This window comes from Sphingobium sp. 3R8 (genome assembly GCF_020166615.1).
Classification (GTDB): domain Bacteria; phylum Pseudomonadota; class Alphaproteobacteria; order Sphingomonadales; family Sphingomonadaceae; genus Sphingobium; species Sphingobium bisphenolicum.
The window spans coordinates 1-14,929 of sequence record NZ_JAIQXR010000005.1 but is presented as its reverse complement, the minus strand read 5'-3'; the positions used below and the strand labels follow the sequence as shown (position 1 = coordinate 14,929).

The 14,929-nt window shown below is 66.2% G+C and carries 13 protein-coding genes; 11 read left to right on the top strand and 2 right to left on the bottom strand.

Going from position 1 to position 14,929, the window contains the following annotated elements; genetic code table 11:
- The first annotated feature begins 42 nt into the window (after positions 1-42).
- From K9B33_RS06125 to K9B33_RS06095, 8 genes are all read left to right on the top strand, one after another.
- The gene (locus tag K9B33_RS06125; protein WP_224547764.1) at positions 43-834 is read left to right on the top strand and encodes a response regulator; all 792 of its coding nucleotides are present in this window, start codon (positions 43-45) and stop codon (positions 832-834) included.
- Between the two features lie 84 nt (positions 835-918).
- Positions 919-1,050: a hypothetical protein gene (locus K9B33_RS23025; protein ID WP_261936607.1), complete on the top strand. Its 132-nt coding sequence runs from the start codon at positions 919-921 to the stop codon at positions 1,048-1,050.
- Positions 1,051-1,166: 116 nt separating this feature from the next.
- The gene (locus K9B33_RS06120) at positions 1,167-1,811 is read left to right on the top strand and encodes a sigma-70 family RNA polymerase sigma factor (RefSeq protein WP_224547452.1); all 645 of its coding nucleotides are present in this window, start codon (positions 1,167-1,169) and stop codon (positions 1,809-1,811) included.
- Between the two features lie 51 nt (positions 1,812-1,862).
- Entirely contained in the window at positions 1,863-2,126 is a 264-nt protein-coding gene (locus K9B33_RS06115; protein WP_224547451.1) for a hypothetical protein, read from the top strand.
- Between the two features lie 250 nt (positions 2,127-2,376).
- On the top strand, positions 2,377-3,765 hold the full coding sequence (locus tag K9B33_RS06110) for a TIGR03013 family XrtA/PEP-CTERM system glycosyltransferase (protein WP_224547449.1): 1,389 nt from the start codon (positions 2,377-2,379) through the stop codon (positions 3,763-3,765).
- A 13-nt stretch (positions 3,766-3,778) separates the two neighbouring features.
- Positions 3,779-5,851 carry an XrtA/PEP-CTERM system histidine kinase PrsK gene (prsK, locus tag K9B33_RS06105; RefSeq protein ID WP_224547447.1) on the top strand — a complete coding sequence of 691 codons (2,073 nt, stop codon included), beginning with the start codon at positions 3,779-3,781 and terminating at the stop codon, positions 5,849-5,851.
- Positions 5,851-7,215, top strand: coding sequence for a PEP-CTERM-box response regulator transcription factor (gene prsR / locus K9B33_RS06100; protein ID WP_224547445.1), 1,365 nt, complete (start codon positions 5,851-5,853; stop codon positions 7,213-7,215). Before prsK ends, prsR begins: the two co-directional genes overlap by 1 nt.
- Before the next feature lie 3 nt (positions 7,216-7,218).
- Positions 7,219-9,258 carry a tetratricopeptide repeat protein gene (locus tag K9B33_RS06095; RefSeq protein ID WP_224547443.1) on the top strand — a complete coding sequence of 680 codons (2,040 nt, stop codon included), beginning with the start codon at positions 7,219-7,221 and terminating at the stop codon, positions 9,256-9,258.
- 34 nt (positions 9,259-9,292) lie between these two features.
- On the opposite strand, the gene K9B33_RS06090 is transcribed toward K9B33_RS06095, so the two are convergent.
- A complete protein-coding gene (locus tag K9B33_RS06090; RefSeq protein ID WP_129925954.1) occupies positions 9,293-9,637 on the bottom strand; it encodes a GntR family transcriptional regulator in 345 nt (114 codons plus the stop codon).
- Between the two features lie 71 nt (positions 9,638-9,708).
- On the bottom strand, positions 9,709-10,287 hold the full coding sequence (locus tag K9B33_RS06085; protein WP_224547441.1) for a nitroreductase: 579 nt from the start codon (positions 10,285-10,287) through the stop codon (positions 9,709-9,711).
- Positions 10,288-10,428: 141 nt separating this feature from the next.
- On the opposite strand from K9B33_RS06085, the gene K9B33_RS06080 reads away from it, so the two are divergent.
- From K9B33_RS06080 to K9B33_RS06070, 3 genes are all read left to right on the top strand, one after another.
- Positions 10,429-11,952, top strand: coding sequence for a peptide MFS transporter (locus tag K9B33_RS06080; protein ID WP_224547439.1), 1,524 nt, complete (start codon positions 10,429-10,431; stop codon positions 11,950-11,952).
- Positions 11,949-13,349: an amidohydrolase gene (locus tag K9B33_RS06075; protein ID WP_224547438.1), complete on the top strand. Its 1,401-nt coding sequence runs from the start codon at positions 11,949-11,951 to the stop codon at positions 13,347-13,349. The genes K9B33_RS06080 and K9B33_RS06075 overlap by 4 nt, the downstream gene beginning before the upstream one ends.
- A 116-nt stretch (positions 13,350-13,465) precedes the next feature.
- Positions 13,466-14,737: an amidohydrolase family protein gene (locus K9B33_RS06070; RefSeq protein WP_224547436.1), complete on the top strand. Its 1,272-nt coding sequence runs from the start codon at positions 13,466-13,468 to the stop codon at positions 14,735-14,737.
- Positions 14,738-14,929 lie beyond the last annotated feature (192 nt).

Genomic DNA, 14,929 nt, shown 5'->3' with positions numbered 1-14,929 from the left:
TCGGGACAATGTGGCCCTGACGGGCAGGGAGAAGACTTGACGATGTCGCTTGGACAGCAACTGCACCCCCACCTTCCGTTCCTGCGGCGCTATGCGCGGGCGCTGACCGGCAGCCAGAATCATGGCGACGCCTATGTCCGCGCCGCGTTGGAAGCGATCGTCGCCGCGCCGGAAGAATTTCCCAGCGACGTGGACCCGCGGCTTGGCCTCTACAAGACGTTTCAGGCGATCTGGTCGTCGGCGCATCTCGAAGACCTGCCGGTTTCGGCCGGTGGCGGTCGCGAAGCGGTTGCGCAGGCGCGCCTTGCGCGGCTGACGCCATTGCCGCGCCAGGCGCTGCTGCTGACGGCGCTGGAAGGCTTTACGGTCGATGACGTATCCTATCTGATCGACATGGACAGCAGCGACGTCGAGGCGCTGGTCGAAGAAGCGCTGGGCGAGATCGAGGCGCAAACCCGCGCCAAGGTGCTGATCATCGAGGATGAGCCGATCATCGCGATGGATATCGAGACCATCGTGCGCGACCTGGGCCATGACGTCACCGCCATCGCCGTCACGGCCGAAGATGCGGTGCGCGAAGCGTTGGCCGACCGGCCCGGCCTGGTGCTGGCCGACATCCAACTGGCCGACGACAGCAGCGGTATCGATGCGGTAAAGGACATTCTGGCTGAATTTTCGGTGCCGGTGATCTTCATCACTGCTTTCCCGGAACGGCTGTTGACCGGCGAGCGGCCCGAACCCACCTTCCTCATCACCAAGCCGTTCCAGCGTTCGACGGTCAAGGCGGCGATATCGCAGGCCCTGTTCTTCGACGAAGCCACCGCCCCGGCCTGAGCGCCGTCGGCATAAGAGCCAGAAAGTCACGGAACCCCGATCGGAGCGCTGCGTTAATGATGCGTAACGATCGGGAGATTCGTCATGGTCGAGCAGGAACAGCACATCGCCACCGATGATGCGCGCGCAGGGGCCACGCCCCATGTGGTGCGGTACGTGCTCGGCATATCGCTGGCTCTGGCCGTCATCGCCATGTTGCTGGTGATCTGGCGCTAGGGCGAGATGCGGGAAGTTGGTCGTTGCAGTGATCGGTTTTGGGTACGGATGTTCATATGGCTTTGACGACGTCGGTTCATGCGGCGAGTGCAGATTCTGGCACGGGGGTTGTTCCCATGGATGAGGACGTTGGCGAAATCGGCGGGATCGAGGAGCGCGCTGCGCTGTCCGACACGGATTTCAAGCGCGAACTTGCTGCCGTCATTCCGCATCTTCGCGCCTTTGGCCGGTCGCTTTCGGGCAATCGCGATCTTGCCGATGACTTGGTGCAGGAAACCCTGCTGAAGGCTTGGGCGGCGCGCAATCGCTTCCAGGCCGGCACCAACATGCGCGCCTGGACATTTATCATCCTGCGCAACCATTATCTCTCGCAGATGCGCCGCTCGCGCTTCCGTGGCGACTGGGACGACCTGACCGCGGATCGCATTCTGGCGGCACCGGCCGGGCAGGACAAGCATGTCGAACTGTCCGACATGCAGCGTGCCCTGCTGCAACTGCCCCAGCCCCAGCGCGAGGCGCTGATCCTGGTGGGGGCGGGCGGCTTCGCCTATGAGGAGGCCGCCGAAATTTGCGGCGTGGCGGTCGGCACGATCAAGAGTCGGGTGGCGCGCGGCCGCGCGGCGCTGGAACAGATATTGGAAAGCGGCGACCTGCCGTCGCGCCGTACCCAGGAAACGACCGAAACCGCGGTGCTGGACGAGATCATGGAAGATGTCGATCGCCTCAGCCGGGGCCGTCCCACCCATGAAGATCATAAATAACAGGAACGTTTGCGTCACTATGTCCGTTGTTGGGATATAAGGAGACGCATCATGGGCGATATGCCCCCTGGGCGGGACGAGGACCGGCCGCATCATGTCTCGGTGGTCGAACGGTCGCGCGGCAGCGGCGTCGTGTTTGCGCTGGTCGCGCTGGCGCTGATCCTCGCAATCGGCTTTTTCTACATGACGAACGAGCGGCGTGGAGACCGACAGGCCGATAAGGTGACGGAGGCCGCCGGTTCGGTGGACGACGCTGCGCGGGTCGTTGGCGACGCCGCCAAGAATGCAGCCGACACTTTGCGAAACGGTAATTGAGCGTCGCCACGTGGCCGGACCGCCAGCGCGAAATGAGCTGTGGATCGATGCGTCGCGTATAATCGCTATGCCTGACAAGAGCTTGCCTCTGCGCCACGCGCGCTGATAGGCGAGGTCCGCGCGCGATTCAGCATTTATTTGCCATTTTCGGGCAGGGTGCGCGCACTGTCGGATTATCTTACAGCCATTGTAAGAAAATTCGATCCCGAAAAGGTGCGCCATCACGGCGGCCAGCAGGATATGCGCGACGATGATCAGGCTGTTCAAACATTATGTGCCGCATGCGGTGCTGTTGCTGGGCCTGCTCGATTTCGCGCTGCTATTGTGCGCGGCCGAAGGGGGCTGGATATTGCGGGCACGCCAGATCGGCATGGATGTCGATCATGTCATGACGCGGATCGGGCCGTTGCTCAGCTTCGCGTTCGCGATCCAGACCGGCATGATCGCCGTGGGCGTTTATGGCGTCGAAGCGCTGCAATCCATCCGTTTCGCCTTCGCGCGCCTGCTGGTGGCGGTATCGCTGGGCGTCATCTTCCTGTCGGTCCTCTACTTCCTGATGCCCGGCATGACGTTGTGGCGGTCCAATTCGCTCTACGCCATGGGGCTGGCCATGGGCCTGCTGGTGATGGTGCGGCTGCTGCTCGGCTCCATGCTGGGCGGCGAGGCGTTCAAGCGGCGGCTGGTCGTGCTGGGCGCGGGCAATCGCGCCAACCGGATCAAGGAACTGGAGCAGAAGCGCGGCGCCGGCTTTCTGGTCGTGGGCTTCATCGCCATGAACGACGGGCCGCAGGTGATCCCCGAAGCGATCAACCGCGACGCCGTGTTCAACCTGTCCGATTTCGTCGTGCGGCTGAACGCCAGCGAAGTGGTGCTGGCGCTGGAGGAACGGCGCAACGCCATCCCCATGTCCGACCTGTTGCGCATCAAGACGACCGGCGTCCATGTCAACGATCTGTCGAGCTTCCTGGAGCGCGAGACGGGCCGCGTCGACCTGGCCAGCGTCAACCCGAGCTGGCTGATCTTTTCCGACGGCTTCTCCGCCGGCCGCCGCCTGTCCAGCATCGCCAAACGACTGTTCGACGTCATCGCCAGCCTGATCCTGCTGACGCTGACCGGCCCGATCATCCTGCTCGCCGCGATCCTGGTGAAGATGGACAGCAAGGGACCGGCTTTCTACCGCCAGCAGCGCGTGGGCCTGTTCGGTCAGGAGTTCTGGATCGTGAAACTGCGCACCATGCGGCTGGATGCGGAGGTCAACGGCCAGGCGGTGTGGGCGGAAAAGGACGATCCGCGCATCACGCGGCTCGGCTATTGGCTGCGCAAGCTGCGGATCGACGAACTGCCGCAGACCTGGACGGTGCTGAAGGGCGAGATGAGCTTCGTCGGCCCGCGTCCCGAACGGCGCCAGTTCGTCGAGGATCTGGAGCAGCATCTGCGCTATTATGCCGAACGGCATATGGTGAAGCCCGGCATCACCGGCTGGGCGCAGATCAACTATCCCTATGGCGCATCGATCGAGGACAGCCGGCACAAGCTGGAATATGATCTCTATTACGCCAAGAACTACACGCCCTTCCTGGACCTGCTGATCCTGATCCAGACCTTGCGGGTCGTGCTCTGGCCCGACGGCGCGCGCTGAGGCGATAGCGGGCATGGGCGCGCTCCTCCAATTTGTCGGCGACTGGGGCCATGCGCTCGCGGCGGTGCTGTTCGCCGCGCTGGGCATCTTCCTGCTGCGCCGCCGGGACGAGGCGCCGGAACCGCGCCTGCTCGCCGCCGCGCTGCTGCTGACGTCCTGCTGGGCGCTCTATGTCTCGTTCGGCGGCGTGTCGAAGCCGCTGTCGGGGATCGGCGAAAGCATCCGCAACGCCGCCTGGCTGCTGGCGATGTTCGTCATGCTGCGGCGCGGGCCGGTGGGGCGCACAGGGCCGACCGTCGCCATCAGCGCCCTCTACGCCGCGGTGGCCGGACTGATCCTGCTCCAGACCTTCACTGACCTGACCTGGCGTCAGCTGTCGCCGGCCAGCGACCTGCATCGCGCGCTCGTCACCTGTTCGCTGATCCTGCGGATGATGACGGCGATCGGCAGCTTGTTGCTGGTCCATCACCTCTACACCGCCTGGCCGTCGCGCGAGCGGGGCGGAATCGCGTTGCTGCTGGGTGCGCTGGCGGCGATGTGGACCTATGATCTCAACCTCTACGCCATCTGCTATGTCGCGCCGCACCGGGTGAACGAACTCTATGCGCTGCGCGGCCTGCTCATGGCGCTGGCGGCGCCGGTGATCGCGGTGGGGATGCGCAAGGGGATGGCGGGGCGGTTGCAACTGTCGCGCGCCATCACCTTCCAGTCGCTCTCGATCGTGGCGATCGGCCTCTATGTCGCGGTGCTGACCGCCGCGGCGGTGCTGATTGAACTGATCGCCGGCCCCTATGCGCGGGTGGTGGAGATCGGTGCGGTCTTCTTCACCGCCGTCACCGCGCTGGTGCTGCTGCCATCGCCCCAGGTGCGGGCGCTGTGGAAGGTGCAGGTCGCCAAGCATTTCTTCCAGCATCGCTATGATTATCGCACCGAATGGATGCGCTTTGGCGACACGATCGGCCGGCCGGGCGAGGACGCTGCGCCGCTGGGCGAGCGCGTGGCCAAAGCGGTGGCCGACATTACCGATTCCCCCGCGGCCATGCTGCTTCTGCGCGACGAGCGCGACGCCCTGTCGTTCGAGACGCATTGGAGCTGGACCGGCGATCTGGCGCATGTCGATGCGGTCGCGCCGGCCACGGTGCTGCATATCGAAAAGAGCGGCTGGATTGTCGATCTGGCGCGGCTGAAGACCGGCGACAGCACGCTGGACCTGCCCATATGGATGACGCAGGATCGCCGCGCCTGGGCGCTGGTGCCGCTGATCCATTATGGCCGATTGATCGGCGCGCTGCTGCTGGCCCGCCCGCCGATCGACCGTCGGCTCGACTGGGAGGATTTCGACATGCTGCGCGCCGCCGGGCGACAGGCCGCGACCCACATCAGCGAGGCGCAGGGCCAGCAGGCGCTGGACGACGCGCAGCGGTTCGAGGAATTCAATCGCCGCTTCGCCTTCATCATCCATGACGTGAAAAATCTGGTGAGCCAGTTGTCGCTCCTGTCGCGCAATGCGGAGCGCCATGCCGACAACCCGGATTTCCGCGCCGACATGGTGCTGACGCTCAAGGAATCGGTGGGCAAGATGAACGACATGCTCGCCCGCCTGTCGCAGCATAACAAGGGCCGGGCGGAAGAGCCGCGTCCCATGGATATGATCGACCTGTTGCAACAGATCGCCCGCGCCCGCGAGCGCCAGCATCCTATCCATGTCAGTGGCGGCGCGCCGCTGGCGCTGGCCGACCCGACACGGGTGGAGCAGATCGTCACCCATCTGCTGCAAAATGCGATCGATGCCAGTGCGCCCGACAGCCCGGTCGACCTGCGCCTGACCGCCGACGGCGGCGAAGCGGTCGTGGAAATCATCGACCGGGGCAAGGGCATGAGCGCCGAATATATCCGCCGCGACCTGTTCAAGCCCTTTTCTTCCAGCAAGGCGGCGGGTTTCGGCCTCGGCGCGTTCGAGGCCCGCAGCCTGGCGCAGGCCATGGGCGGGCGGATCGAGGTGGAGAGCAAGCCTGGCGCGGGCAGCCGTTTCACCCTGCGCCTGCCGCTGGCGCCCCGGACAGACAGACAAGAGAAGGCCGCCTGATGAGCGACATCCGTCCCAAATTGCTGATCGTCGAGGATGATCCGGGGCTTCAGCGGCAATTGCGCTGGGCCTATGAGGATTATCAGCTCTTCATCGCCGGCGACCGGCAGGAAGCGATCGAGATGTTGCGGGCCGAAACCCCCGATGTCGTGACGCTTGACCTGGGCCTGCCGCCGGACCCTGACGGCACCAGCGAAGGCTTCGCCACACTCGCCGACATGCTCAAGATCAAGCCGGACACGAAGATCATCGTCGCGTCCGGCCATGGCGCGCGCGAAAGCGCGTTGGATGCGATTGCCGGCGGCGCCTATGATTTCTACCAGAAGCCGGTCGACATCGACGAACTGGGCCTGATCGTCCGCCGCGCTTTCCACGTCCATGCCCTGGAGCGGGAAAATGCGCGCCTGGCCGAGACCGCGCCGGAGGACGGCCGGGTGCTGGGCCGCCTCATTTCGGGCGCGCCGGAAATGATGAAGGTCGCCCGCACGATCGAGCGCGTCGCCGCGGCGCAGGTGTCCGTCCTGCTGCTGGGCGCGAGCGGAACCGGCAAGGAGTTGCTGGCGCAGGGGCTGCACGACGCCAGCCCGCGGCGCGGCGGTGCGTTCGTCGCGATCAATTGCGCGGCGATTCCGGAGACGCTGCTCGAATCCGAATTGTTCGGCCATGAAAAGGGCGCCTTCACCGGCGCGATCAAGACGACGCCCGGCAAGATCGAGCAGGCGCAGGGCGGCACGCTCTTCCTGGACGAAGTAGGCGACATTCCGCTGCCCTTGCAGGTCAAGCTGCTGCGCTTTTTGCAGGAGCGGGTGATCGAGCGGATCGGCGGGCGTCAGCCGATCGCGGTCGATACGCGCATCGTGTGCGCGACACACCAGAATCTGGAGCAGATGATCGCGGCTGGCAGCTTCCGCGAAGATCTTTATTATCGCCTGGCCGAGATCGTCGTGCGCATCCCCGCGCTCAAGGAACGGGCGGGCGATCCGGCGTTGCTGGCGCGCCATTTCCTCACCCGCTTCGCGCGGGACATGAACCCGCAGGTCAAGGGGCTGGCCCCTGACGCGCTGGCCGCGCTCGACGCCTGGGGCTGGCCCGGCAATGTCCGCGAACTGGAAAACCGCATGAAGCGCGCGGTCATCATGGCCGATGGCAAGCTGATCACCGCCGCGGACCTCGACCTGGACGACGAGCGCGCCGAGGGCGGCGACGTCGTCAATCTGAAGGCCGCGCGCGAAATGGCCGATCGCCGCGCCATCCGCCGCGCCATCGCCCGCACCGACGGCAATATTTCCGGCGCGGCCAAGATGCTGGGGATCAGCCGCCCGACGCTCTACGACCTGCTCAAACAATATCAGATGCAGGGATAATCGATGCGCCGGTCCCGTCTCATCATCCTCGCTCTTTTGGTCCTGCTGCTGCTCGCCGGGGCGGGCCTGTGGCAATGGCGCGCCCATGAGCGCGACGGCAGTTCGGCCCTGACGCGCGGTCTGGCCGCGCTCGACAAGGGCGACGCGCGCACCGCGCGGATCGAGTTGATGAACGCGATCAAGGGCAATCCGCGTTCCGCCGCGGCCCACGAGGCGCAGGCACGGGCGCTCGCCGAACTGGGCGACGGCGTGGGCGCGCAGGCGGCGGTGCAACGCGCCCGCGCACTGGGGGCGCCGCCGGCGCAGACCCGCGCGGTGATGGCGCAGGCGCTATTGTTGCAAGGCGACCTGGAGGGCGCGCTGCGGGAAGCGCGGGCGCCCGACCTGCCGTCCGACTTCGCCGTCCCGGCCGCGAGGGTCGTGGCGCGCGCCGTGCTGGCGCAGGGGAACATCGCGGATGCGCGCACGGCGCTGGAACGGGCGCTGACGGTCGCGCCGAACGATCCGGCCAATTGGGTCGAACTGGGGCGCCTGCGCCTCCTGTCCGGGGATCAGGCCGGTGCGATCACCGCGGCCGACCGGGCGGTGGCGCTGGCCCCGACCGATGCGAAGGCGCTGACCCTGCGCGGCGAACTGGTGCGCGGCCAATATGGGCTGACCGCGTCGCTGCCCTGGTTCGAACGGGCGCTGGCGGCCAATCCCGATTCGGTGCCGACACTGGAGCAATATGCCGCGACGCTGGCGGATGCGGGGCAGGCTAGCGCGATGCTGACCCTTACCCGACGGCTGATTGCGATCGATCCGTCCAACCCGCGCGCCTGGATGATGCAGGCGGTGATGGCGGCGCGCGCCGGGCAGGGCGATCTGGCGCGCAAGTTGCTCGACCGCACCCAGGGGCGGCTGGACGCCGAACCGGCGACCCGGCTGCTTCGCGGCGTGCTGCAATTGCAGGACGGCAATCCGGTTCTGGCCGCCGATGCGCTTGGCCCGCTCGTGGCGGCGCAGCCGGACAATCGCACCGCGCGCGCGCTGCTGGCGCGGGCACATTATATCAATGGCGACTTTGCGTCCGCCGCCGCCTTCCTCGCGCCGATGGTGGCCCAGCGCGATGCCGATCCCTATGTGCTGACGCTCGCCGCCCGCGCGCAGGAAGCTTTGGGCAACCGGGCGATGGCGGACGACATGCTGGCGCGCGCCGCCTGGCCGATACGGGCAGCGGCGGATCCCTTCGCCGGCGCATCGGACGGCACGCTGGCGACTGGTCCGGCGCCCGCCAGCGCTGCAGCCGCGCGTGACAACGTCCCCTATATTCGCGCTTTACTCAGTACCGGGCGTAACGCCGATGCGGTGGCACGCGCACGCATGTTGAGCCGCGCCAATCCCGGCGCGCCCGACGCCTGGCTGATCCTGGGCGATGCGTTGGCCGCGGATGGCGCGTCGCAGGAGTCGGTGCGCGCCTATGAGGCGGCGGCCAATATTCGCTTCGATCGTGACGTTGCGCTTCGGCTGGCGGCGGCGTGGGGCCGGGTCGGCAATCCGGCACGTGCGGCACAGGTCGTACAATTGTTCCTGACCCAGAATCCCAATGATGTGCAGGTGCAACGGCTGGCCGCAAGCATCGCGATGCAGGCGCAGGACTGGCGTGGCGCGCTGCGGATGCTCCACGCGGTGCAGGCGCAGGTGGGCGAAAACGACGCGGTGCTGATGGCTGACCTGGCCCGCGCGGCGCTGGAAAGCGGCGATCGCGCGAGTGCGCGCGCCTATGCCGCGCATGGCTATCGGCTGATGCCGGCCAATCCACTGACCGCCGACATGTTCGGCTGGGTGCTGATGAAGACCGGCGAGAAGGGGCCGGTGGCGATCGACCTGCTGGAAAAGGCGGTGGCGCTGGCGCCGCAAGCCCCTGCGTTGCAGATGCATCTCGGGCAGGCCTATGCCGCCGCGGGGCGGAAGGGGGAGGCAAAGCTGGCGCTGGGTAGAGCGGCGGCGGTACGCGGCTTTACGGGCCGACAGGATGCGCTGGACGCGCTGGCGGCGCTGTAGCTAGCTGATCAACCCGACCAGTCGCTAAACAGGCCTACGCCTTCGCCAGATCCAGATCGTCCAGCCGAATGCCCAGCCGCTTGATCTGCGCCGCGACCGGGGGCCAGACGCTGTCGAGGAAGCGTTCGCGTTCGGCTTCGCGCAGGCGGCGGGTCGCGCCGTCGGCGACGAACATGCCGACGCCGCGTTTCACCACCACCAGCCCGTCGTCCTGGAAGCTCTGATAGGCCTTGGCCACGGTCAGCGGGTTCGCGCCCTGCGTAGCGGCGAAGGCGCGCACCGATGGCAGCAGGTCGCCATCGGAAAATTCCCCATCCAGAATGGAAGCGGCGATGATCTCCCGCAGGCGGAGATAGACGGGTTTGGATTCGTCGGCCATGGTGCATCAGTGCCATAATACAGCTATGCGGGTCAATCCACATGACTGTTCGGCAAGCTTTGCCTGCGGAATTATCTGTCCCAGGTCGAAACGATCGTGTCATAGTCCGGCCGTGGCCGTTCTTCCTGCGGCTTGCCCGGCGTGCCGATAAAGACGAATCCGGCGATCTTTTCGCCCGGCCCGCCAAAGGCGTCGCGTACCTCGCCATTGAAGCTCGGCCATCCGGTCAGCCAGCCGCCGGCAAAGCCCAGCGCATGGGTGGCGTGCAGCAGGTTCATGATCGCCGCGCCCGCGGACAGTTCCTGTTCCCAGACCGGGATCTTGCTGCCCGCCACCGGCGCGGACAGGGCCACCACCAGGGTCGGCGCCTGATGTGCGAACTGGTGCATCGCATCGATCTCCAATCGCCCGGCATCGGGCTTTTCGGCGCGATAGGCGGCTTCCAGCAGATCGGCCAGCCCGGACCGCTGGTCCTGCCGCACGATCACGAAGCGCCATGGCGCCAGCTTGCCATGATCGGGGGTGCGCAGCGCCACTTCCAATATCTGGCGCAGTTGCGCCTCGTCCGGGCCGGGCGCGATCAGGTCGCGCGGTTTGCCGGAACGGCGGGTCTGGAGCAGGGCGAGCGGGGAGGAGCGGTCGTTGAACATCGCGGCGACAGATGGCGCGTCCCTCGCTTCGACGCAAGGGCAGGCTGGTCTTTTGACAGGACGAACCCATCGGCTCTAGGCTGCATCCCATAAGCGGCCGCCGCACGGCAAGGCCGGACACAAATATGCAAAGGGTGCCGAATGGCGATTTCGGACATGAACGCGGTCGAGGCAGGCAAGACCTGGCTCGGCCATCCGCGCGGGCTGTACCTGCTCTTTTTCGCGGAAATGTGGGAGCGTTTCTCCTATTACGGGATGCGCGCCATCCTCATCTTCTACCTGACCAAACATTTCCTCTTCGGCGAGGACAAGGCCTATCTCCTCTACGGCGCCTATACCTCGCTTGTTTACATCACGCCGGTCATCGGCGGCTATCTGTCCGACCGCTATCTGGGGCCGCGCAAGGCGGTGCTGGTCGGCGGCGTGTTCATCGCCATCGGCCATTTCCTGATCGCCATCACCGAAGGACCGGGGGGCCAGGATCCGCTGTTCCTCAACGGCTTCTACTTCGCGCTCGCCTCCATCATCGTGGGCACTGGATTCCTGAAAGCCAATATCTCCGTGCTGGTGGGCGAACTCTACGCGCGCGACGATCATCGCCGCGATCCCGCCTTCTCCATCTTCTACATGGGCATCAACATGGGCGGGATGCTCGGCCCGATCGTCTGCGGCCTGCTCGGCGAACTCTGGGGCTGGAGCTGGGGCTTCGGCGCGGCGGGCGTCGGGATGCTCGCGGGGCTCGTCATGTTCGTGTGGCTGAAACCCTGGCTGCTCGGAAAGGGCGAGCCGCCTGCACCGCAGCAACTGCGCGCGCGCACCGCGACCGGCCTCAGCCAGGAATGGACCATCTACCTCGCCGCGGCGCTGGGCGTGACCGCGATCTGGCTGGTGATCCGCTATGCCGAACTGCTGGGCTATGCTTTGCTCGGCTTCTCCGCGCTGACCGTCGTCTATATCCTTTGGCGCACGGTAGGCACGCTGGGGAAGGTCGACCGCGACCGGATGTTCGCCGCGCTCTTCCTGATCGCCTTGAACCCGCTCTTCTGGGGCCTGTTCGAACAGACCGGATCGTCGCTCAACATCTTCACCGACCGCAATGTCGATCGGAACATGCTGGGCTGGGAGGTGCCCGCGTCTTTGTTCCAGTCGGTCAATTCGGTCTTCATCATCCTGCTCGCGCCGCTCTTCGCGGTGCTCTGGACCTTCCTCGACAAGCGCCGTCTGGAGCCTTCTTCGCCTGCCAAGTTCGGCATCGGCCTGGTGCTGTGCGGCGCCGGCTTCCTCGTGCTGGTCGCGGGCGCGGCGATGGCGGGGGCGAGCCTGACCCCGGTGATCTTCGTCTTCCTCATCTACCTGCTCCACACCATGGCCGAACTCTGCTTCTCGCCGGTCGGCCTGTCCGCGATGACGCGGCTGTCGGTGTCGAATATGGTGGGCCTCGTCATGGGCACCTGGTTTCTCGCCATGGCGGCAGGCAATTTCATCGCCGGCCTGATCGCCCGCGCCACGGGCAGCGGCGAGGCGGGCAATGTGACGCAGGTGCTGGACGTCTATACCCGGATCGGCTGGTTCGCGATCGTGGTGGGCGGGCTGGTGCTGCTCGTTTCCCCTTATATCAAGCGGTTGATGCATCTCGACCTGATCGGCACGGAGGACAAGGCATGAGGCAACAGGGACGCGCGCTGCTGATCGCGGCGCTGCTGGCGGGGCTGGCCGGCCCCGCCGTCGCGCGCAGGGACAAGGAAGATGCACCAGCCGCGCAGCAGGGGTCATCCGCGGAACCGGAAACCCCCTATCCCTCCACCTACAAACCCTATCCCGGCCGCCCCACGGCGATCCGGGGCGCCACCGTCTTCGACGGGGAGGGCGGCCGCATCGACAATGGCGTGGTCTTCCTGTCCGAAGGCAAGGTGACGGCGATCGGCGGCCCGGACACGCCGATCCCCGCCGACATCGCCGTGTTCGACGGCACCGGCAAATATGTGACGCCGGGCGTGATCGACATCCACAGTCATCTGGGCGATTATCCCTCGCCCGGCGTGGAGGCCAATAGCGACGGCAATGAGGCGACCTCCGCGGTCACGCCCCATGTCTGGGCCGAACATAGTATCTGGCCGCAGGACGCAGGGTTCAGCCGCGCGCTCGCCAATGGCGGCGTCACCAGCCTCCAGATTCTCCCCGGTTCCGCCAACCTGTTCGGCGGCCGCAGCGTCACGCTCAAGAACGTGCCTGCCCGCACCATGCAGGGGATGAAATTCCCCGGCGCGCCCTATGGCCTCAAAATGGCCTGCGGCGAAAATCCCAAGCGCGTCTATGGCAGCAAGGGCCGCGAACCCTCCACCCGCATGGGCAATATGGCGGTCAATCGCCAGACCTGGATCAAGGCGCGGGAGTATGAAAAGAAACGCGCCGCCGGGAAGGACCAGACCCGCGACCTGGGCATGGAAACGCTGGCCGATGTGCTGGAAGGCAAGATCCTCGTCCACAATCATTGCTACCGCGCGGACGAGATGGCCAACGTCATCGATATGAGCAAGGAGTTCGGCTACAAGGTCGCGGCCTTCCACCACGCGGTCGAGGCGTACAAGATCGCCGACCTGCTGCGCGACAACGGCATCTGCGCGGCTTTGTGGGGCGACTGGTATGGCTTCAAGATGGAGGCCTATGACGGCATCAAGGAGAATATCCCGCTTGTCCACCGCGCGGGCGCCTGCGCCATCGTCCATAGCGACGATCAGGACGGCATCCAGCGCCTGAACCAGGAAGCGGCCAAGGCGTTGGGCGCGGGCCGGCGCATGGGGATCGACATAGCGGACGAGGTTGCCTGGACCTGGCTCGCCATCAACCCCGCGCGCGCCATGGGCATCGCCGACCAGACCGGCAGCCTGAAGGTCGGCAAGATGGCCGATGTCGTGCTGTGGAACGGCAACCCGTTCAGCACCTATAGCCGGCCGGAAAAAGTGTGGATCGACGGCGCGCTCCTCTACGACAGCGCCAATCCCAAGCTGCGGCCGGTGGTCGATTTCGAACTGGGCCAGATCGGCGCGGGAGACGTGAAATGAACTATCCCACCAATAGAACGCCGTTCGCCCTGAGCCTGTCGAAGGGCTTTCCTACTCAAGCGTTGAGAAACAAGCGGGCTTCGACAAGCTTAGCTCGAACGGTTGTAGCGGCGCTATTGTTCGCCACCGCAACCCCAGCCCTGGCCCAATCCCTCGTCATCACCGGCGCGACCCTGGCCATCGGCGACGGATCGGAGCCGATCAGGAACGGCACCGTGGTCATCAGCGCAGGCAAGGTCGTCGCGGCCGGCGCAGGCGTCGCCGTCCCCGCCGGCGCGAAGACCATCGACGCCGGCGGCAAATGGGTGACGCCCGGCATCATGTCGGGCTTTTCCCGCGTCGGCCTGGCCGAAGTGCCGGCGGTCAAGGAAACCAACGACACCAGCGCCCGCTCGCCCTTCTCCGCCGCAATCGACGTCGCGCCGGTCATCAACCCGCTCGCCAACCCGATCGCGATCAGCCGCACCGCGGGCGTCACCCGCGCCGTCGTCGCACCCGCGACCGGCACGAACATCTTCGCCGGGCAGGGCGCGGTGATCGATCTGGGCGCGGACATGAGCCCGATCACCCGGCCACGCGCCTTCCAATATGTCGAAATGGGCGAAGCGGGCGTCGAGGAGGCGGGCGGCAGCCGCGCGGCGATGATCCTGACCTTCAAGATGATGCTTACGCAAGCGCAGGATTATGCGAAGGCGCCCGCCGGCTATGACGGCCGATCGAAGGACGCGCTGCTCAACCGCGTCGATGCGCAGGCGTTGGTGCCGGTCGTCAGCGGGGCGATGCCGCTGATGGTCCACGCCGAAAGCGCACGCGACATATTGGCGGTGCTGGCCCTGCGGCAGGATTTCCCGGCACTGAAGCTGATCCTGGCCGGGGCGACCGAAGGCTGGATGGTCGCGCCGCAGATTGCGGCGGCCAGGGTGCCCGTCATCACGGCGGGCCTCGAAGACCTGCCGTCGAGCTTCGAAAAGCTGGCCGCGACCCAGAGCAATGTCGGCCGACTGGTCAAGGCAGGCGTCAGCGTCTCGATGGGGATGCTGACCGGCGACGATGCGCTGCAATTGCGGGCGGCGACGCAGCAGGCGGGCAATATGGTGGCGCTCCTGAAAGTGCCGGGCGCCACTGGCCTGAGCTGGGGCCAGGCGCTGCGCACCATCACCGCGGCTCCTGCCGAAGCGATGGGGCTGGGCGACCGGATCGGATCGCTCACCCCCGGCAAGGCGGGCGACGTGGTGATCTGGGACGGCGACCCGCTGGAAATGACGTCGGCCCCGGTCGCGGTCTGGATCGACGGCGTGCAGCAGCCGCTGGAAAACCGCCAGACCAAGCTGCGCGACCGCTACGCGACGCCGACGGAAGGGGCGTTGCCCAAGGCGTATGAATGGTGAGGAGAAGGGGGCTTCGGCCGCCTTCGCCTTCGGGCCTGATGTTGCGGTTGTCGGCGCGAGCCGCTCTATAGCTTCACCGCGGACCCTTCGACAGGCTCAGGACAAGCTTGATCGGGGGGGCGCTTTTTTCGCGCATCGAAGGGCGCGGGATGCCCGATTGAGCTCCAGCATGACGAGAGCGATATCTGCTCA

Coding starts and splice junctions, on each gene's coding strand:
- K9B33_RS06125 (WP_224547764.1), top strand. CDS start 43: ATGTCGCTTGGACAGCAACTGCACCCCCACCTTCCGTTCCTGCGGCGC.
- K9B33_RS23025 (WP_261936607.1), top strand. CDS start 919: ATGGTCGAGCAGGAACAGCACATCGCCACCGATGATGCGCGCGCAGGG.
- K9B33_RS06120 (WP_224547452.1), top strand. CDS start 1,167: ATGGATGAGGACGTTGGCGAAATCGGCGGGATCGAGGAGCGCGCTGCG.
- K9B33_RS06115 (WP_224547451.1), top strand. CDS start 1,863: ATGGGCGATATGCCCCCTGGGCGGGACGAGGACCGGCCGCATCATGTC.
- K9B33_RS06110 (WP_224547449.1), top strand. CDS start 2,377: ATGATCAGGCTGTTCAAACATTATGTGCCGCATGCGGTGCTGTTGCTG.
- prsK (WP_224547447.1), top strand. CDS start 3,779: ATGGGCGCGCTCCTCCAATTTGTCGGCGACTGGGGCCATGCGCTCGCG.
- prsR (WP_224547445.1), top strand. CDS start 5,851: ATGAGCGACATCCGTCCCAAATTGCTGATCGTCGAGGATGATCCGGGG.
- K9B33_RS06095 (WP_224547443.1), top strand. CDS start 7,219: ATGCGCCGGTCCCGTCTCATCATCCTCGCTCTTTTGGTCCTGCTGCTG.
- K9B33_RS06090 (WP_129925954.1), bottom strand. CDS start 9,637: ATGGCCGACGAATCCAAACCCGTCTATCTCCGCCTGCGGGAGATCATC.
- K9B33_RS06085 (WP_224547441.1), bottom strand. CDS start 10,287: ATGTTCAACGACCGCTCCTCCCCGCTCGCCCTGCTCCAGACCCGCCGT.
- K9B33_RS06080 (WP_224547439.1), top strand. CDS start 10,429: ATGGCGATTTCGGACATGAACGCGGTCGAGGCAGGCAAGACCTGGCTC.
- K9B33_RS06075 (WP_224547438.1), top strand. CDS start 11,949: ATGAGGCAACAGGGACGCGCGCTGCTGATCGCGGCGCTGCTGGCGGGG.